This window comes from Clostridium sardiniense, from assembly GCF_019753795.1.
Lineage (GTDB): Bacteria > Bacillota > Clostridia > Clostridiales > Clostridiaceae > Clostridium > Clostridium sardiniense.
The window spans coordinates 24,099-43,840 of sequence record NZ_JAIKTU010000004.1 but is presented as its reverse complement, the minus strand read 5'-3'; the positions used below and the strand labels follow the sequence as shown (position 1 = coordinate 43,840).

The window sequence follows — 19,742 nt, the reverse complement described above, 5'->3', positions numbered from 1 at the left end:
TAGGGAGGTCCTTACATGCTATTTTAAATAGTAAATGTAATTATAAATAAGTAAATTGCATATTATTTTAAAGGAGATGGTTAGATGAGATTATCTAAGCTGTTAGAAGGACTAGATTATGAAGTAATAAATGGAGACTGTAATATTGATGTTAATAATATTAATTATGACAGTAGAAAAATAGAAAATGGAGATGTTTTTGTTTGCATAAAGGGATTTGCAAGTGATGGACATAAATTTGTAAATAGTGCTATAGAAAAAGGAGCTAAAGTTATCGTTTGTGAAGATGATATTAATGTATCTAAGGATATAACAGTTATTAAATTTGCAGATACAAGAAAAGCTTTAGCTAAATTAGGTGCAAAATATTATGATAATCCTTGCGAAAAACTTAATATTATAGGAGTAACAGGAACAAATGGTAAGACAACAACTGCCTTTATGATAAAAGATATATTTGAAAGTATTGGTGAAAAGGTTGGACTTATAGGAACTATAGCAAATTACATAGGAAGTGAAAAGTTAGAAACTGAGAGAACAACTCCAGAATCATTAGAGCTTCAGGGACTTTTTAGGAAAATGGTTGATAAGGGTGTTAAATATTGTATTATGGAAGTTTCTTCTCATTCCTTAGAATTAGATAGAGTTTACGGAGTAGATTTTAAAGTAGGTATATTTACAAATTTAACAAGAGATCATTTAGATTTTCATAAAACATTTGAAAATTATTACAAGGCAAAATATAAGCTATTCCAAAGAAGTGAAACTAGCATAATAAACATAGATGATAGTTATGGAGTTAGAATAACTGAAGATTTAAAGAAAGAAAATATAACTAATTTTAAAACATATAGCATGAAATCTTCTGGTAATATAGTTGCTAAGAATGAAATTCTAGAAAGTATGGATATAATTTTTGATGTAGAATTAAATGGCGAAAAAGAAAAAATTGTTCTTCCAATACCAGGTGAATATAACATGTATAATGCATTAGGAGCTATTGGGGCTTGTTATACTTTAGGAATAAGTTTAAAAGACATAAAAGAAGGGTTAAAGGATGTAGTTGTTCCAGGTAGATGTGAAAGAGCAGCTAGAAAATACAACCTTCCATATGAAATAATAATTGATTATGCACATTCACCAGATGGGCTTCAAAAAATATTAGAAACAGCCAGGGATTTTACTAAAGGAAGATTAATATCTGTTTTTGGATGTGGAGGAGATAGAGATAAGGTTAAGAGACCTCAAATGGGTAAGATTGGAACAGATTTATCAGATATTGCAATAATTACTTCTGATAATCCAAGAAGTGAAGATCCAGAAAGTATAATAGAAGATATCTTAAATGGAATTGATAAAGATAATTATATAAAAATTACAAATAGATACGATGGAATTTTAAAAGCCATGGAAATAGCAAAAGATGGAGATGTGATTGTTATAGCTGGAAAGGGACATGAAACATATCAAATACTTAACACTGGAACAATACATTTTGATGAGAGAGAAGTTATAGAAGAAATATTAAAGAAAAACTAGAGGTGTGATTTATGGAACTTACATTTGAAGAATTACTTAAATATTGTAATGGAAAAGTTATAGTTGATAATAATAATAAAAGTTTTAATATATTATCAACAGATACAAGAAATATAAAAGAGGGAAATGTGTTTTTGTCCTTAAAAGGTGAAAACTTTAATGGAAATAAATACATTAAAGAAGCATTTAATAAAGGTGCCACAATTGCAATAGTGGATGAAGTTTTATTTGATGAAAATGATATAGAAGGTGTTGTAATTAAAGTCGAAGATGGAAAAAAAGCACTTTTAAATATCGCAAAAGGATATAGAGAGAAACTTGGGTTGAAAGTTGTTGGAATAACAGGTTCTACAGGGAAAACTTCTACTAAAGATTTAGTTAGTGCATTTTTAAGTGGTAAGTATAAGGTGTTTAAAACAAAAGGTAATTTTAATAATGAAATAGGGTTGCCACTTATGGTGTTGCAATTAGATAGTAGCATTGATGTTGCTGTTCTTGAAATGGGAATGAGTGATTTTAATGAAATTCATAATCTTGTAGATTGTGCAAGACCAGATATTGCAATAATTACAAATATAGGAGTATCTCATATAGAAAATTTAAAAACAAGAGATAATATCTTAAAAGCTAAAATGGAGATAACAGATTTCTTTAATGAAAATAATATTCTTATTTTAAATGAAGAGGATGATATGCTTCAAAAGGTTCGTGATAAAGAGTATGAAATAGTAAAAATTGGATATAATGAAAATTATAATTATTATGCAAGTAATATTGAATTAACAAAAGAAACAACCTCCTTTGATTTGAACTTTAAAGGAGAAACACATAGAATCATATTGCCTATGGTAGGAGCTCATAATGTATTAAATGCTCTACTTGGTATAGCAGCATCATTTAAGCTTGGATTAACAGTGGATGAGATTATAAATGGACTTAAGAATATAGAAGCTACATCAATGAGATTAGAATTTATAGATGGTGATGGAATTGAAATAATAAACGATTGTTATAATGCAAGTCCAGATTCTATGAAAGCAGCTCTTGATGTATTAAGTAGTAGAGAAGGAAGAAAAATAGCTATTTTAGGAACTATGAGAGAGTTAGGTGATAAAGCAGCTAGTTGTCATAGAGAAGTTGCAGAATATGCAAATGATAAGGTTGATATGCTTATATCTTGTGGAGAATTTATAGAGGATTTCAAAGAAGGTTTTGAAAAAGAGGAAATAAAATTATATAATACAAAGGTAAGTTTAATAAACGACTTAAATTCAATCATTAAACCTCAGGATGTTATTTTAGTTAAAGCATCAAGAGGAGAAAAATTCGAAGAAATAGTCGAAGCATTAAAAAATATAAAACAATAACGAAGGAGGTGAACTACCAAAGTGTTAAAAACTTTGGTGGTAACGATGGGGGATTTTTTTAGTAGTTTTATTAATCCAGTCACGCTTTTAGCATTAGGATTAGGTTTTCTTATATCAATAATACTTGGACCTATATTTATTCCTATGCTACACAAATTAAAATTTGGGCAAAATATTAGGGAGGAAGGACCAAAGAGTCACTTCAAAAAAGCAGGTACTCCAACAATGGGAGGAGTTATATTTATAATATCAGTTACTATTGTAATGCTTGTAATGAGATACAAAATATCTGATGAAGGAATGATAGTATTATATTCAATGATAGCTTTTGGTTTCATAGGATTCTTAGATGATATGCTTAAGATCATACATAAGAATAATTTAGGATTAAGAGCATGGCAAAAGATGTTATTATTACTTTTATTCTCAGTAGCTATGGCTTATTATGCTTACACAGTACTTGGAACTGAAATTATGATTCCATTCTTAGGAATGCAAATAAATTTAGGTATATTATACATTCCTTTTGTAATAATTTATTATGCAGCAGCAACAAATGCAGTAAATCTTACAGATGGATTAGATGGTTTAGCTTCAACAGTAACTGTTATAGTATTAATATTCTTTAGTGTTGTCGCATTTAATCAAGGTAATTATCAAATATCAGTATTTGCATTAGCGTTAATTGGTGCACTTTTAGGATTTTTAAGATATAATGCCTACCCTGCAAAAATATTTATGGGAGATACAGGTTCACTAGCTTTAGGTGGAGCGGTAGCAAGTATTGCTTTATTATTAAAGAATCCAGTTATTTTGGTAATTGTTGGTGGTATATATGTATTTGAAACTTTATCAGTAATAATACAGGTCATTTCATTTAAAACAACTGGTAAGAGAGTGTTTAAGATGGCACCAGTTCACCATCATTTTGAACAATTAGGATGGTCAGAAGTAAAGGTTGTTACAGTATTTTCAATTATTACTATTATCCTTTGTATTATAGGAGCTATTTCACTTTAGTATTATATAGTGGAGGAATTTTATATGAAGAAAAGAAAACCCAAAGGGAAGAGAATGGGTGAGATTGATTATGGTATATTTTGTACTATAATGTTATTACTTGCTGTAGGGGTTGTAATGGTATATTCAGCAAGTTCATATTATGCTATGTTCCATTATAATGACAGTATGCATTATTTAAAAAGACAAGTAATATGGAGCATTTTAGGAGTAGGAGCTATGATGTTTATGATGGCATTAGATTATCATAAACTTAAGAGATATACTCTTATTGCTCTTATAGTAACAGTACCCTTATTACTTTTAGTTTTTGCTTTCGAAGGAGTAAATGGTGCACAAAGATGGATTCAACTTGGACCATTTTCATTTCAACCATCTGAACTTGCAAAATATGTTGTAGTTTTATATCTCGCAATGTTTCTTGAGAAAAGAGGAGACGGTGTAAGGGACTTTAAAAAAGGAGTAATCCCATGTTTTTTTGTTGCAGGTATATTTGCAGCTTTAGTTTTAGCAGAAAAAAATCTTAGTATAGCCTCAGTAATAATGATAGTTACATTTATAATGGTATTTGCAGCTGGTGCAAGAAATGTTCATATGTTTGGTGTTGTTGCACCAACTTTAGTAGTTGCAGCACTAGGATTTGCTTTAGGGGAGCCTTATAGAAGAGCAAGAATGCTTAACTTCACAAATCCTTGGAAAGATCCAGCTGGTAATGGATATCAATTAATACAATCTTTCTATGCACTTGGTGCTGGAGGAATAACAGGACTTGGACTTGGGCAATCAAGGCAAAAGATGCTTTACATGCCAGAACCACATAATGATTTTATATTTTCTATTATTGGTGAAGAGCTTGGATTGATTGGATGTCTTATAATAATGGGGTTATTTGTTATTTTTGTTTGGAGAGGAATACGAGTTGCCATGAAAGCTAAAGATACTTATGGAAGTCTTTTAGCTATAGGTATAACTTCTGTTATAGCTGTTCAATCAATTATAAATATAGCAGTTGTAACAGGCTCAATGCCAGTTACAGGGGTTCCATTGCCTTTTATAAGTTATGGAGGTACATCTCTTGTAATTAATTTGATAGCTATGGGTATACTTATTAATATTTCTAGACAGACAGAAGGTAAAGAACCAATAAAAAAAGCAAAACAACAATAAAAATGAACTTAGTAGGAGTGTATACCTGCTAAGTTCTTATTTTTATGTGAATATAAACAACAATTAATTCCTTATTAAGAATTTTTTAATGAAAAATCATTGTAACAGTGTTATTATATTAATGGATATAAATAAAATAGTAAGGATAGGTTTAGAAAAACGCATGGGAGCAAATGGAAATAAATATATAAAGAAAGCCAAAAGAAAAAGACTTATAAAAAAAAGTATATTTATAATTATATTACTTTCAATAGCAGGTGGTTTAATAGTAACTAAATCAAATCTCTTTTTAATTAAAAATGTAAAAGTTAGTGGAGAAAATCTAGTTACAAAAGATTTAATAGATGAAAAATTACAATCTATTAAAGGAGAAAACATATTTTTTATTAAGAGTAGTGAAGTCGAGAAGGTCTTAAAGTCAGATCCATATATAAATGGTGTTACCTTAAAAAGACATTTTCCATCAACATTAGAAGTGGATATTAAAGAAAAAAATATAGGTTACTATGTTAAATATGGCGATGAATATGATGTTATAAGTTCAGATTTAGTGCTATTAGAAAAAGTAAATAAACTTAAGGGTGATGGATTGATTGAAATTAAAGGCCTTAAATCAGAGGGACGTAAAATTGGAGAAAAATATGTAGATACTAAAGATGATAAAAGGCTAGAGAACTTTTTAGAAACTCTTTATGAAATAAAAAATTCGAATACAACAAAAAATAAAATAACTATGGTTAATGTAACTAATATTAATGATATAATTGTATATTTTAATAATGATGTTAAAGTTAAAGTTGGAAATGGTAATGATTTGATAAAAAAGATAAATACTGCATTAAATATATTAGAAGATAAAAAACTTAATCTTAAAAAGGGATATATAGATTTAAGTTTTGAGGGTACTCCAGTAATTAAAGAGGAAAAATAGAGGAGGTCATATAAATGAAGAAATCCACTTCACAGATTTCTATTGCAATTGTGTGTGCACTGTTAGGTTTTCTCCTGGCATATCAATTTAAATTATTAAACAAAAATAATGAAAGTAATATAGAAAGTTACAATAAAAGTGATGTTATTGCAGAACTTGATAGTTTAAAGAAAGAAAAAGAAGGGTTACAAAACAAAAATAATTCTTTAAACGAGGAACTTAAGAAATTAGAAGAGGCGGCTTCAAAAGAAGGTAATGTTGGTAAAGAAATAAAAAATCAATTAGATTCAGCTAGAATGCATTTAGGGCTAGTTGATGTAAAGGGGCCTGGAGTAACTATTAAAATAACTCCAAAGACTTCAATATTTGGATCAAGTAACGATGATATTGGAAGAGGTATTACTGAAGAAGAGTTAATACATATAATTAATCTGCTTTGGTATTCAAAGGCAGAAGCTATTTCAATTAATGGATACAGAGTAACTCCTCAGACAGGTATAAAGAATTCAAGCAACTATATATGGATTGGAACAGCCGGAAAAGTTAGTCCGAAAGAACCAATTATTATAAAAGCAATTGGAGATAAAGCAAGATTGAATGTTGGATTGAACTTTCCAGGTTCACTAGATTTCGGGGCGCTTCAAAATTATAATTGTGAAGTTGAACAAAGTGATAATCTAGTTATAGATAAAACTACTCAAACAATTAAAAGTGATTACTTAAAGCCGGTTGAGAAAAAGGAGGAAAAGTAATGGTACCTTTTATAGGATTATTGATAGGGGTAATATTTGGATTTGTATTTGATGTTAATATTCCTGATAAACTTTCCCCATATATGTCTGTTGCAATACTTGCTTGTTTAGATTCAGTTTTTGGTGCTATTAGAGCAAATTTATCAAAAAACTTTCAACCAGATATATTTATATCAGGATTTTTTGGAAATGCACTATTAGCAGCAGGATTAGCTTACCTTGGTGATAAACTTGGTATACCAATATATATAGCTGCTGTAATAGTATTTGGAGGACGTATATTCGACAACTTTGCAATAATAAGAAGACTAATTTTAGAAAAGATTAAGTCACGCAAGTAAGAGGTGAATATATGAAAAAAACTAGTGGTGGATTAATAGTATTTTTTGCATCTATTTTTGTAGGTTTATTGATAGCTTTTAATATGAATTTTGGGCAAATTATAGAAAGGTCCACTCAGCTTAGTGCAAAAGAATATCAAGATGCTATTAATGAAAAGAGTGATTTATATAAAGAAATAACGAATCTAAAAAAAAGAAATGATGATATGCAAGAAACAATAAATAAGTATAAATACGATGATAAAAAGCAGGATAAGATTTTAGATAGTATGAAGGCGCAATTAAAAGATTATGGCATGATAACTGGACTTACAGAAGTTCAAGGACCAGGAATTTTACTTAAAATAAATGATGGTAATATAAATTTAAATGAAGATAATGAGTTTGAAACTAAATCTAAGATATTCCATGACAATGATGTGGCATTAGTATTAAATGATTTAAGAAAGGCTGGTGCTGAAGCAATAAGCATTAATAATCATAGGGTAATTCCAAGCTCAGGTGTAATATGTAATTGGGCATTTATTGGTTTCGAAGATGATTCAACAGAATATGCACCATTTTATATTTATGCAATTGGAGATCCAGATGCACTTGAAACAGCATTATTAGAAGAAGGAACTCATATAAGAGAGCTTATGGTTAGACAATTATCAGTTGAAATAGAAAAAAAGGATAATATATTAATGCCAGCGGCTCCAAAATTAGGTTCTACAGAGTATATGAAGGAATATATAGAAAAATAATAAAAAATACGAAAAATTTAGAGGAAAATGCAAACTAATGAAGAATAATAATATTAAGAGTGAAAACTCTTAATTTTTAGGAGGCTTTTATGAGTATAAGTGAAAATATAAAAAATATAGAAAACATTTTACCTAATGGTGTTAAGCTTTTAGCTGTATCGAAAACTAGAAGTCTAGAAGAGATGGAAGAAGCTTATAATTATGGGTTAAGAGATTTTGCAGAAAATAAAGTACAAGAACTTATTCATAAGGAAGAGAGTTTTCATAAAGATGTTAAATGGCACCTAATAGGAAAATTACAGACAAATAAAGTTAAGTATATAGTAGGTAAAGTTCACTTAATTCATTCTCTTTCAAGTATAAAGCTTTTAGATAAAATTGAAGAACTTTATGGAAGAGAAGATCTTACAGCGAATACATTAATTCAAATTAATATAGGTAGAGAAGAAAGTAAAAGTGGAGTTTTACTAGAAGATTTAGATGAAATGATTGAAAAAATAGAAACATGCAAACATGTAAAGGTTAAGGGAATAATGGTTATTATTCCAAAAGGAGATGAAGAAAGTAATAGAAATTACTTTAAAGAAACACATAATATTTTCTTGAATTTAAAAGAAAGAAAGTTTAAGAATATTGATATGGAAATATTATCTATGGGAATGACAAATGACTATAAGATAGCCATAGAAGAAGGATCAAATATGATTCGTGTAGGAACAGGAATCTTTGGTGAAAGAAATTATAATATTTAGGAGGAAGAAGATATGGCAAATATGATATCAAAAATGAAAAATATTTTAGGATTTGGAGATTTTGATGAGGACTTTGAGGATGATGAATTTGAAGAAGGATTTGAAGAAGCAGCTGATGAAAATATGGCAATAGATGAAAGTATAGAACCTGTTATATCTGGAAAAAGATCAAATAAGGTTGTAAATATTCATACTTCAGCTTCAGCTAAAGTTTTAATAACTAAGCCAACTGCTTATGAAGAAGCAATGGAAATATGTGATGCAGTTAGAAATAGAAGAATTGTTGTTGTAAATACAACTAATCTTGATATAAGAACAGCTCAAAGATTATTAGACTTTATTGGAGGTTCATGTTATGCATTACATGGAGATATTCAAGAAGTGGAAAAGAGAGTATATCTTTTATCACCATCAAATGTGGAAGTAACTAGTGAATTAAAGAGTGAATTAACTTCAAAAGCATTATTTAACTGGTCAAAATAACAGGAGGATATTAGATGGAAGGTATTATAGCTAATTTCATTAGCTCACTTTTTCGTATAATTGAACTTGCTATTATATTAGAATGTATTTTATCATGGGTTATTGTAGATAGAAATAATGGGATTATGGGAATATTGACAAGCTTTACTGAACCTATTTTAAGACCTTTTAGGTTTATTCAAAGTAAATTGCTTGGAAATGTTCCTATAGATGTTTCCCCTATATTTGCAATTATAGTATTGGGTTTGTTGAAACCAATCATAATTAGTTTTGTACTTGGAATACTTTAATATGAATAAAGAAATTATACTTAAAAGATTTTTAGATGAAGAAAAAAATATTGCAATTAATTTATATGAAAAAATGATGTTATCCTATGAAAGAAATATTCCTATGTTTGGAAAAAGTTTTTATCCTCCAAACATATGGAAGTTTTTTGAGGAGGAAATAAAAATAAAAGGTTTAAAAGTAGAAAGTTTTGGTGCTTTTAAAGAATCAGAACGAAGAATGATATCTTTTAATAATATTTATGATACCAAGTTTCCAATTAGGGTTTTAGAAATAAGAAACTCATCTAAATTTACTAAAGTAACTCATAGAAATTATTTGGGAAGTATTTTATCTCTAGGAATAGAGAGAGATAAAATAGGAGATTTAATAGTAAAAGAAGATATATGTTATGTAGCTGTTTATGAAGAAATTGCAGATTATATATTAATGAACCTTAAAAGTATTGGAAAAACCCCATGTAAGATAACTGAATTATTTGAAGATATTGAAGCAATAACTCATGAATTTAAAGAGGAGACAATTCTTATTTCCTCCATTAGAATAGATTCAATTGTTGCTAAGCTTACTAATAAATCTAGAGGATTAGCACAAAAAATGATAGATGAAGGATTAGTACTGATAAACTATAATATAAATAGAGAAAAAAGTTTTGAAGTTGAAAAAGACGATAGAATAACTATAAGAAAATATGGTAAGTATATCATAGGGGATTGTACAGGCCGCAGTAAGAGTGGTAAATATAAAATTAATATAAAAAAATATACATAGTAGAGGTGTGAAAATAATGAAATTGACTCCAATGGATATAAACAATAAGGAATTTAAAAGAGGTCTTAGGGGATATAATCCAGATGAAGTAGATGAATTCTTAGATGAAGTCGTAGATAATTATGAGGAATTATATAAGGAAAATGCAAAGTTAAAAGAAAAGTTAGATGTCTTAGGAGAGCAAGTTGGTCACTATGCAAAAATAGAAACAACAATACAGAATACTTTAGTTCTTGCACAAAATGCAGCAGATCAAGCTAAAGAAACTTCTCAAAAAGAAGCAGAACTTATAGTTAAAAATGCTAATGAAACTGCTCAAAGAATTGTAGATAAAGCTCATAGTGATGTAATACAAATAAATGATGAATTTGATAGAGTAAAACAAGAATTTATAAAATTTAGAGCTAAGTTTAGAAACTTCATAAATACACAATTAGAAACATTTGATGATTTAGAAAAAGATATAAATAAAAACTATTCAATTGGAACTCCAGTGGATGAAGAGATAGAAATTAAAGAGATTGCATATACACAAGAGGATATGCAACCTGTAAATGAAGAAGTTTCAACTAACGAATTAGATGAAATTAAAAGTTTCTTTGCAAATAAAGAAGAGTAGTAGTATCAGCATTACAAATGTAATGCTGATTTTTTAATATATACTTTCAGTTGAGTTAATTAAAGCAATATATTATAATTGTTAAGTAATAAATGTTTAGGAGACTTAAAAATGGATGAAATTATATATGTCATAGATAGTGAAAATAAAGGTATAAGAATTGATAAATTTCTTTCAAGTGAATTTGAAGGAAAATCAAGAAGCTTTATTCAAGGATTAATCGAAAATGAAAGCGTATTAGTTAACAATAAAAAGACTAAAAGTAATTATAAACTAAGAGAAAACGATGAAATTAAAATAAACATGCCAGAGCCAACAGAGTTAGAAGTAGAAGCAGAAGATATTCCTATAGAGGTAATATATGAAGATAAGGATATCATAGTTGTAAATAAGCCTAAAGGAATGGTAGTACATCCAGCACCAGGAAATTATACAGGAACTCTTGTTAATGCACTTCTTTATCATTGCACTGATTTATCTAGTATAAATGGCGTTATAAGACCTGGAATAGTACATAGAATTGATAAAGATACTACAGGTATTTTAGTTGTTGCTAAAAATGATGAGTCACATAATAAATTATCTGAGCAATTAAAAGAACATACTATGAAAAGAGAATATTATGCATTAGTTGAAGGTAGAATAAAACAAGATAGTGGAACTGTAGATAAGCCTCTTGCAAGATCAAAGAGAGATAGATTAAAGATAGCTATAACTTCAGATGGTAAGCGTGCTGTAACACATTATGAAGTATTAGAGAGATTTAAAAATTCTAGTTTAATAAAGTGTGTATTAGAAACTGGAAGAACTCATCAAATTAGAGTTCATATGGCTTCTATTGGTTATCCGTTAGTTGGAGATCCAACTTATGGTTTTAAAAAAGGAAAATTTAAAAATGAAGGACAGATGCTTCATGCTAAAACTCTAGGATTTATACATCCTAGCACTGGAGAATATGTTGAATTTACATCAGAACTTCCTGATAATTATAAAAATTTACTAGAGAATTTAAGAAAAGATAATATATAAATTAAAAAGGAGGATAATAATGAAATTAAAAGCTAATCTTTTAGATGATAAAGCAATAAAAAGAAGTTTAATAAGAATTTCTCATGAAATTATTGAGAAAAATAAGGGTGTTGAAGATATAGTACTTATAGGAATAAAGAGAAGAGGATATCCACTTGCAGAGAGAATATCAAAACAAATTACTGCAATTGAAGGAGTTAATATACCAGTTGGATCAGTAGATATTACTTTATATAGAGATGATTTAACTGAAGACAACGATATGCCAGAGATTAAAAGTTTAGATTTAGGGATAGACATAACAAATAAAAAGATAATATTAGTTGATGATGTTTTATATACATGTAGAACTGTTAGAGCTGCTATAGACGCAATAATAGATGTTGGAAGACCAACAGTTATACAGCTTGCAGTATTAATTGATAGAGGCCATAAAGAGCTTCCTATAAGAGCGGATTATGTAGGAAAGAATATACCGACATCAAAAGAAGAGGTTGTTGGAGTTAAGATAGAAGAGATCGATGGAGAAGATTCAGTAAAGATATACGAAAATGAAGTTTAGTTTAAACTTAAAGGAGAGAAATAAATGGAATACAAATTAATTGCTACTACTACCTTTGGAATAGAGGGAGTAACTGCAAAAGAATTAAAAGCTTTAGGATATGAAGGTTTAAGTACAGAAAACGGAAAGGTTCACTTTAGTGGAGATGAAATGGATATAGCAATTGCAAATATTCATTTAAGGACAGCAGATAGAGTTTTTATAAATATGGCAGAATTTGAAGCAAGAAGTTTTGAAGAATTATTTCAAGGAACTAAGAATGTTAAATGGAGTGATATAATACCTAAAGATGGTGTTATGCATGTAGTTGGAAAATCAATAAAATCAACTCTTTATAGTGTGCCAGATTGTCAATCAATAGTAAAAAAGGCTATAGTTACTCAAATGAGTGAGGCTTATGGAATAGATCAATTTAGTGAAGATGGACCAGTATACAAAATAGAAGTTGGAATACTAAAAGATAAAGTTACACTTACAATTGATACATCTGGTGCTGGACTTCATAAAAGAGGATATAGAGAAAATTCAGGGGCAGCACCACTTAAAGAGACTTTAGCAGCATCTATGGTTCTTTTATCAAGGTGGAAAGAAGATTACTTATTAATTGATCCATTCTGTGGTTCAGGAACAATACTTATAGAGGCTTGTATGATAATGCAAAATATAGCACCTGGGCTTAATAGAGAATTTGTATCAGAAAAATGGCCAACAATGCCAAATGATATATATGATCAAGTTAGAGAAGGTGCAAGAAGAGCTGTAAAAGATAAAGATTTAAAGCTATTAGGATATGATATAGATCAGAGAGTTTTAAGAACTGCAAAATCTAATGCTAGAAAAGCTGGAGTTGATAAGTATATAGAATTCCAAGAAAGAGATTTTAGAGATTTTTCAAATAAGCATAAATATGGATTTATAATATCAAACCCACCTTATGGAGAAAGATTAAGTGATGCTAGAGAAGTTAGGGAATTATATGGGATATTTGGAGGATACAAAAAGAAGTATTCAGAATGGGAATTTAATATACTTACTTCTTACGAAGATTTTGAAAAAGCATTTAAAATAAAGTCATCAAAGAACAGAAAATTATATAATGGTAAATTAAAATGTTATTATTATCAATATTTTGATAATAAACTTATAAAAAATGCAGGAGATACTGTAGTACAGTGTCTTATGGATTAATAAAAAGCTCGCATATTTTAATGCGAGCTTTTTTTATATTTCTTTTAAATTTAAATTTGTAAACTCCTTTGGTTCTGTATACATAGTATAGTTAGTATGATATATAACCATACCTGGTTTAGCACCATTTGGTTTCTTTAAATTTTTAACTAATGTATAATCAACAGGAACCTTTGAAGATGTTTTTGCTTTACTATAGAAGGCAGCAAGGACAGAGGCTTCTTCTAAAGTTTTATCTGGTACATCATTTGAACATATTATTACGTGAGAGCCAGGAATATCTTTAGTGTGCATCCACATAAAATTCTTATTTGCAAATTTTAAACTTAAATAATCATTTTGTAAATTATTTTTACCAACATATATATCTACTCCATCAGATGATACAAAATGAAGAGGCTTAGATTTACTTTTCTTTTTCTTAGAGGATTTTTTAAATTTTAAATAACCAGTTTCCATTAATTCATTTTTTATTTCTTCAATTTCATCATAAGAATCGGCATTAATAATGTTTGTAAGTACTGAATTTAAATATTTAAGTTCATCATCATTTTTTTTAAGTTGAATATGAGCTTCTTCTTCAGCTTTTTTTAATTTATTATATTTTTTATAATATATTTGAACATTTTCTGAAGGCGTTTTATTTGGATTTAATTTAATTTCTATATTAGGTGAATTCTCATCATAGAAGTTTTGTAAAATAACAGATTTATCTCCTTTTTTGAAACTATATATAAATGAAGTTAATAAATCACCTTTCATTTTAAAATCTTCTTTAGACTTACAATCCTCCAATGTATTATCTAAAATTCTTTTTTTCTTATTACATCTTTCTATATTAGTATGAATAAGTTTTTGAAGATCTTGAGATCTATTATGGAGCCTTTCTTGTTTATCTTTTTTATAGTAGAATTCATCTAACATAACAGATGGATCTGAATAATTAATAGTATTAAAATCATCTTTAAGTGATAAAAAGTTTAATGCATGGAAATCTTTGAAAAATCCGTTATTATCGACATATATATTAAATGATGGATAATTTTTTATATTGTTAAATAAATTTGTAACAAATTTGTATAACCTTTCTGTATCCTTTACGCTATAATTATAGTTAGAAAGATTGAAGTATAATTCTTTAGATAAGACTTTACTAACACCAGTAAAACTTTTAAAGAAGAAATCCTCATTTATATCATAAGAACAATTTTCTAATGTATTAATGAACTCTTCTTTAGAAAAATTAAAAGGATTTAATTTGTTGGATTTAGGAGGATAAACATAAGTCACTCCAGGATATAATACTCTGTAAGTGTTAATATCAGGAGTTATGTGTTTAATAGATTCCATTACCTTTAAATCTCTTTCACGAACAAGAGTTATATTTGAATGTCTTCCCATTATTTCGATAATTAATAAATATTTACTATCAAATCCAAGCTCATCTCTAGAAGATACATGGATTGTTGTAACTCTATCACCATCTTTTTGAGTGATATCAGTTATTAAACCTCCAAGCAGATATTTTCTAAGAACCATTAAATATAGTGGAGCTTGAAGAGGATTTTCTTTTTGTGTATTAGTTATGTGTAATCTTGAAAATTGTGAAGAGGCTGAAATTAGAAGCTTAATATTAGTTCTATATTTTCTTAATTGAAGTATTATTTCATCCTTTTCAGGTTGGTTTATTTTATCTATTTTAGAATCTATAATTGATTCTTTTAAATTAGTTAATAAACTATTTAAAAATATGCCATCTAGTGCCAAAGGTATCATCCTTTCTTTTGTATAATTTAAAGATAGTATAACACTAAATTAAGGTAATAATCAATTTAATATATAAGTACTTTAGGAGGAGCAATTATGAAATTTACAAAGATGCAGGGAATAGGAAATGATTTTATTTTTATAGAGGATTTAGATAATAAGTTTTTAGATAATGAAACTGAAATTGCGAAAAAACTTTGTAATAGACATTTTGGAATTGGAGCTGACGGATTAATTATTGTAAGAAATTCTACTATAGCTGATATGAAAATGACTATTATAAATAGTGATGGATCAAGAGCAAATATGTGCGGTAATGCAATAAGATGTTTTGGAAGATACATTTATGATAAAGGATATGTTAAAGATATAAAATTTACAGTAGAGACTGGAGACGGAATTAAAGGTATAACTTTAATTTTAGAAAAAGATAAAATAACTGGAGCTAAAGTTTATATGGGGATACCTTCATTTTCTGGAAAAGATATTCCTTTAAGTAATAAAAAAGAGCTGATAAATGAAGTGACAAATATAAATAATAAAGATTATAAGTTAACATCTGTATTAGTTGGGGTGCCTCATACTATTGTAATAAAAGAAGATAAGGAATATGATGTTAGTGAAGGAAAATTTATAGAGAAATTTGAGTGTTTTAATGAAGGGACTAATGTAAATTTTGTTGAAGTTATAAATAGAGATCATATAAAGGTGGAAACATGGGAAAGAGGTGCTGGTGCAACTCTTGCATGTGGTACCGGGACTTGTGCATCAGCAGTTGTCGCCCATAAATTCAATTTAATTAATAAAAAAGTATTAGCAAGTCTTCCAGGTGGAGAATTAATTATAGAAGTTGAAGAAGATGGAGTATATATGACGGGTAATGCTGAATATATTTGCGTAGGGGAAGCTTTATAAAATATAATTAAAAGAGGGAATAGAATGAATGTTATTAAAAAAAGACCAATATATATACTAATTCTTTTAGGTTTTTCATTTATTCTAACTGCATGTGGTCAAAAAAAAGTGCAAAATAATGAGCTTATAAGTAATAACGTAGAAGCAATAAAAGTACAAAACGGGGCAGTGTTATTAGAAGAAAACGGAAAATACAATATTTTAAATTTAATTGATGGTAAATACAGTAATTTAAAATATAAAGATATTGTAATTGAATACAATAAAGAGAGTGGAACTTATATTTTTATGAGAGACGGCAAGCATTATATTTATTATAAAGGTAAAGAAAAAGAAATTGCTGATTCAAATTATAATTTTATAAAAATATCTCCAGATGGGAACTATGTTTCGTATATGGTTTATAATAATGGATATAATTTAAAAGTGGTATCTTTAAAAGATGATAAGGAAATTAAGATAAATTCAAAAGTAGCTATATCAGGGGAATTTTATGATTTTATAGATAAAGATAATATTGTTTATTATGGAGTGTCTAGTGACAATATAAATGGAGTATTCACATTTAATTTAAAAACAGGCAGGGAAGAACTTTTATATAAACTAGATAGTGGATATGCTGAATTTTTAAAAGGTGGAAATGATGAAGTGATAATACTTCAGCAAATAGCAGATAATAAAAGAGTTTTAAAGAAAATTAGCAAAGAAAACAAAAAAATGGAAGATATTTCGAATAAGTTTGAGGATGTTAAAGATATTGTAGATGTATCAGGTACTTATTATGTTTTAGGAAGTGCAATTAATGATGCACCATCAGTGTATAAAATTAATAAAGGAAAAGTTGAAAGATTGGTATATTCTTTTCCAAGTAGTATTGATTTAAAGAGAGGGCTATCTGTTGATCAAAGTGGAAATATATTATTTATAGGCTCTAATAGCAATGAAAATAATCAAGAGGTATTTTCATATAAAGATGGAAGTGTCTCAATTATAAGCAGTAAAGAAGGAAGATATGATTTTATAAAGATTAATTAAAGTTTTGATAATATTATCAAAACTTTTTTTGTTGCAAAAGATTAAATATACATAAATTGGAAATAATATAATTGAGGTGAAAAATGAAAGAATTAATTAGAAAAGCCAATCTAGATTGTGTATATAAAATTAAAAAAGACAAAATGAAAGAATTCAAGATAATACCATTATACGAGAATGGTGATAAGGTTTTTGTAGCAACTTATGAAGAAAATGATGAAGGAAAAAATTTTATTGAATTTTTGTTTGGAAAAGAAGCTAAATTTATAAATCTAGATAAAAATAAATTTAATAAGCTTATTTCTTCAATAAGACCAGATGTAGGAGAAGATATAGAAGAAAAAATAATTTATAAAGTAATAACCCAAAATGGAAGTGATGTCCATTTTGAACCATCAAAAGATTTTGTAATTATAAGAGCAAGAATAGATGGGGGATTAGTACTTATAGGAAAATTAAGGATTAGTGATTATAATCAAATACTTTCAAGAGTCAAGCTAAATGGGAATATGGATATAGCTGAAAAAAGGAAACCTCAAGATGGGAAAATATTAATAAATAATAATTTAGGAACTTTTGATTGCAGAATATCAACTGTACCAGTAATTTATGGAGAAAAGATGGTAATAAGAATACTGTATCAAGAAAAATTAGATTATAGCATAGAGGGATTAAAATTACTTGATTATCAATTAGAAAATTTAAAGAAAATAGTAAATATAAAAAATGGGATGGCAATAATAAGTGGACCGACAGGAAGTGGAAAAAGTAGTACATTGTACTCTATTATATCAACTATTAAAGAAAAAGATATAAATATAACAACAATAGAAGATCCGGTAGAGTGTAATATTGAGGGGATAAATCAGATCAATATCAATAGAAAAATCAATTTAGGTTTTGCAGAGGGATTAAGAAGTACACTTAGGCAAGATCCAGATGTGATAATGGTTGGAGAAATAAGAGATGAAGAAACAGCCAATATGGCTATAAGAGCTTCTATTACAGGACATAAAGTATATTCTACAATTCACACCAAATCTAGTAGAGAAGTATTTTTAAGACTTGAGGATATGAATGTTAAAAGTTACTTAATAAAGGACTCACTTGTAGGATTGATATCTCAAAGATTAATAGGGTGTCTTTGCAGTAATTGCAAAAAAGTTTGCAAAGAAATATTTAATGACAAAGAATATTTCTTTTATGAAGAAAGTGGATGTGAGGAGTGTAATTTTACTGGAATTAAAGGGAGAAGATTAGTTTGTGCTGTTCACTTTATAGATGAGGATATTAAAAAACGTTTAAAAAATATATATTTAGATATAGAATTACTTTCTAATAAGCAAATGTATGAAGTATGTAAAACTATGCTTTTTGATGGCATTATAAGCTATAGGCAATATAAAAAATTTATTGAAGGAGAAGACCTAATAAAATATGAAGGATGTAAAGAAATACTCTTATAGGGATATAAGTATTATATGTGAAAATTTATGTACTCTATATAATAATGGTCTTCAAATAACTAGATCTATAGAATTATTAGAAGATTTTCCCCTTAGAAAAGATTATAAATTATCTATAAAAAAGATAGCATATGAAATAAAGAAAGGCTCTAGCTTAGAACAAGGATTTTCTATCTTTAAACCCTTATATCCATCGTTTTTTCTTGGTATGATTTCTATTGGAGAAAAAACTGGAAAGCTAAGCGATGTTTTTAGAGAGATGAGTATCTACTATAAAAGAAAGGATACAATGAAAAAAGAAATAATAAATGCATCTATATATCCGATGTTTTTAATAGGCGCAATGATTTTTATGAGCATATTCTTTATACTTTTTATAATTCCACAATTAGAGGATGTATATCTATCAGTAGGTTCAGAATTGCCTTATTTGACTAAGGTTTTATTAAACACTTCTAAATGGGTAAATAATTCACCTATAATTGCTTTTTCTTTTATAGCTATATGGGGAGTGTTGGTTCCGATTATAGTTATTAAGCCGTATTCTAAAAGAATAATTGAATTTATAAGAAATAGAATAAATATATTAAAAGAAATAAGAGAATATGAAATGATATTGCTTATAAAAGTTATTATTTCAAGTGGGATCAATATATCATTAGCCTTAAAATATTGTGAGGAAGAAAATAGTGGAAATAAATTATATAAAAAACTAAATGATAGAATTCTTAAAGGTGATGAATTATCTAAAGCTATTAATGAGGTTATTAATCTTTCAAAGTATACTATTGCAATGATTAAGTTAGGTGAAGAAAGTGGATCATTAGATGAAAGATTAGAAGATTTAACGGAGACATTAAGTAAAAGATGTAACGAGAGATTTAAAAAAATTGCAGCGCTACTTCAGCCTACTGTAATAATATTAATGGCATTTTTAGTGGTATTTTTTCTAGGAGTATTTGTATTACCGATGTTTGATGGAATGTATGGAGGTATAGCTTAAA

General features: G+C 27.8%; 21 protein-coding genes. 20 read left to right on the top strand and 1 reads right to left on the bottom strand.

Features of this window, described 5'->3' with window-relative positions:
* The first annotated feature begins 84 nt into the window (after positions 1 to 84).
* The 16 genes from K5V21_RS05300 (at position 85) to K5V21_RS05225 (ending at position 13,555) form a co-directional block, all read left to right on the top strand.
* On the top strand, positions 85 to 1,539 hold the full coding sequence (locus tag K5V21_RS05300) for a UDP-N-acetylmuramoyl-L-alanyl-D-glutamate--2,6-diaminopimelate ligase (RefSeq protein ID WP_221859749.1): 1,455 nt from the start codon (positions 85 to 87) through the stop codon (positions 1,537 to 1,539).
* Between the two features lie 11 nt (positions 1,540 to 1,550).
* Positions 1,551 to 2,906, top strand: a complete 1,356-nt coding sequence (locus K5V21_RS05295; RefSeq protein WP_221859746.1) for a UDP-N-acetylmuramoyl-tripeptide--D-alanyl-D-alanine ligase — start codon at positions 1,551 to 1,553, stop codon at positions 2,904 to 2,906.
* Positions 2,907 to 2,951: 45 nt separating this feature from the next.
* Entirely contained in the window at positions 2,952 to 3,926 is a 975-nt protein-coding gene (gene mraY / locus K5V21_RS05290; RefSeq protein ID WP_221859744.1) for a phospho-N-acetylmuramoyl-pentapeptide-transferase, read from the top strand.
* A 24-nt stretch (positions 3,927 to 3,950) separates the two neighbouring features.
* On the top strand, positions 3,951 to 5,093 hold the full coding sequence (gene spoVE, locus K5V21_RS05285; protein WP_204595980.1) for a stage V sporulation protein E: 1,143 nt from the start codon (positions 3,951 to 3,953) through the stop codon (positions 5,091 to 5,093).
* Between the two features lie 121 nt (positions 5,094 to 5,214).
* Positions 5,215 to 6,024 carry a cell division protein FtsQ/DivIB gene (locus tag K5V21_RS05280; RefSeq protein ID WP_221859742.1) on the top strand — a complete coding sequence of 270 codons (810 nt, stop codon included), beginning with the start codon at positions 5,215 to 5,217 and terminating at the stop codon, positions 6,022 to 6,024.
* Positions 6,025 to 6,038: 14 nt separating this feature from the next.
* Positions 6,039 to 6,776: a DUF881 domain-containing protein gene (locus K5V21_RS05275; protein ID WP_204595978.1), complete on the top strand. Its 738-nt coding sequence runs from the start codon at positions 6,039 to 6,041 to the stop codon at positions 6,774 to 6,776.
* A complete protein-coding gene (locus tag K5V21_RS05270; protein ID WP_204595977.1) occupies positions 6,776 to 7,117 on the top strand; it encodes a small basic family protein in 342 nt (113 codons plus the stop codon). Before K5V21_RS05275 ends, K5V21_RS05270 begins: the two co-directional genes overlap by 1 nt.
* 11 nt (positions 7,118 to 7,128) lie before the next feature.
* On the top strand, positions 7,129 to 7,863 hold the full coding sequence (locus K5V21_RS05265) for a DUF881 domain-containing protein (RefSeq protein WP_204595976.1): 735 nt from the start codon (positions 7,129 to 7,131) through the stop codon (positions 7,861 to 7,863).
* A gap of 89 nt (positions 7,864 to 7,952) precedes the next feature.
* Positions 7,953 to 8,615 carry a YggS family pyridoxal phosphate-dependent enzyme gene (locus K5V21_RS05260; protein ID WP_204595975.1) on the top strand — a complete coding sequence of 221 codons (663 nt, stop codon included), beginning with the start codon at positions 7,953 to 7,955 and terminating at the stop codon, positions 8,613 to 8,615.
* Positions 8,616 to 8,627: 12 nt separating this feature from the next.
* The gene (locus tag K5V21_RS05255) at positions 8,628 to 9,098 is read left to right on the top strand and encodes a cell division protein SepF (RefSeq protein ID WP_204595974.1); all 471 of its coding nucleotides are present in this window, start codon (positions 8,628 to 8,630) and stop codon (positions 9,096 to 9,098) included.
* A 14-nt stretch (positions 9,099 to 9,112) separates the two neighbouring features.
* On the top strand, positions 9,113 to 9,388 hold the full coding sequence (locus K5V21_RS05250) for a YggT family protein (RefSeq protein WP_204595973.1): 276 nt from the start codon (positions 9,113 to 9,115) through the stop codon (positions 9,386 to 9,388).
* Position 9,389: 1 nt separating this feature from the next.
* Positions 9,390 to 10,157 (top strand): YlmH family RNA-binding protein, encoded by a 768-nt coding sequence (locus K5V21_RS05245; RefSeq protein ID WP_221859740.1) that lies wholly within the window; start codon positions 9,390 to 9,392, stop codon positions 10,155 to 10,157.
* A 16-nt stretch (positions 10,158 to 10,173) separates the two neighbouring features.
* Positions 10,174 to 10,776: a DivIVA domain-containing protein gene (locus tag K5V21_RS05240; protein ID WP_204595971.1), complete on the top strand. Its 603-nt coding sequence runs from the start codon at positions 10,174 to 10,176 to the stop codon at positions 10,774 to 10,776.
* A 111-nt stretch (positions 10,777 to 10,887) separates the two neighbouring features.
* Positions 10,888 to 11,805, top strand: a complete 918-nt coding sequence (locus K5V21_RS05235) for an RluA family pseudouridine synthase (RefSeq protein ID WP_221859738.1) — start codon at positions 10,888 to 10,890, stop codon at positions 11,803 to 11,805.
* 19 nt (positions 11,806 to 11,824) lie between these two features.
* Positions 11,825 to 12,367, top strand: coding sequence for a bifunctional pyr operon transcriptional regulator/uracil phosphoribosyltransferase PyrR (gene pyrR / locus K5V21_RS05230; RefSeq protein WP_204595969.1), 543 nt, complete (start codon positions 11,825 to 11,827; stop codon positions 12,365 to 12,367).
* Between the two features lie 24 nt (positions 12,368 to 12,391).
* A complete protein-coding gene (locus tag K5V21_RS05225) occupies positions 12,392 to 13,555 on the top strand; it encodes a THUMP domain-containing class I SAM-dependent RNA methyltransferase (RefSeq protein ID WP_204595968.1) in 1,164 nt (387 codons plus the stop codon).
* A 33-nt stretch (positions 13,556 to 13,588) separates the two neighbouring features.
* Here the strand turns inward: K5V21_RS05225 and K5V21_RS05220 are convergent, their stop codons facing one another.
* Positions 13,589 to 15,322, bottom strand: a complete 1,734-nt coding sequence (locus K5V21_RS05220) for an Rqc2 family fibronectin-binding protein (RefSeq protein ID WP_221859736.1) — start codon at positions 15,320 to 15,322, stop codon at positions 13,589 to 13,591.
* A gap of 96 nt (positions 15,323 to 15,418) precedes the next feature.
* On the opposite strand from K5V21_RS05220, the gene dapF reads away from it, so the two are divergent.
* The 4 genes from dapF to K5V21_RS05200 all read left to right on the top strand — a co-directional run bounded on the left by dapF (position 15,419) and on the right by K5V21_RS05200 (position 19,741).
* Complete coding sequence (gene dapF, locus K5V21_RS05215) at positions 15,419 to 16,237, top strand: diaminopimelate epimerase (protein WP_221859734.1); 819 nt, start codon at positions 15,419 to 15,421, stop codon at positions 16,235 to 16,237.
* A 24-nt stretch (positions 16,238 to 16,261) separates the two neighbouring features.
* Complete coding sequence (locus K5V21_RS05210) at positions 16,262 to 17,272, top strand: hypothetical protein (RefSeq protein ID WP_221859732.1); 1,011 nt, start codon at positions 16,262 to 16,264, stop codon at positions 17,270 to 17,272.
* Positions 17,273 to 17,355: 83 nt separating this feature from the next.
* A complete protein-coding gene (locus K5V21_RS05205) occupies positions 17,356 to 18,738 on the top strand; it encodes a GspE/PulE family protein (RefSeq protein WP_245000650.1) in 1,383 nt (460 codons plus the stop codon).
* Positions 18,710 to 19,741, top strand: coding sequence for a type II secretion system F family protein (locus K5V21_RS05200; RefSeq protein WP_221859730.1), 1,032 nt, complete (start codon positions 18,710 to 18,712; stop codon positions 19,739 to 19,741). The genes K5V21_RS05205 and K5V21_RS05200 overlap by 29 nt, the downstream gene beginning before the upstream one ends.
* The last annotated feature ends 1 nt before the right edge of the window (position 19,742 follow it).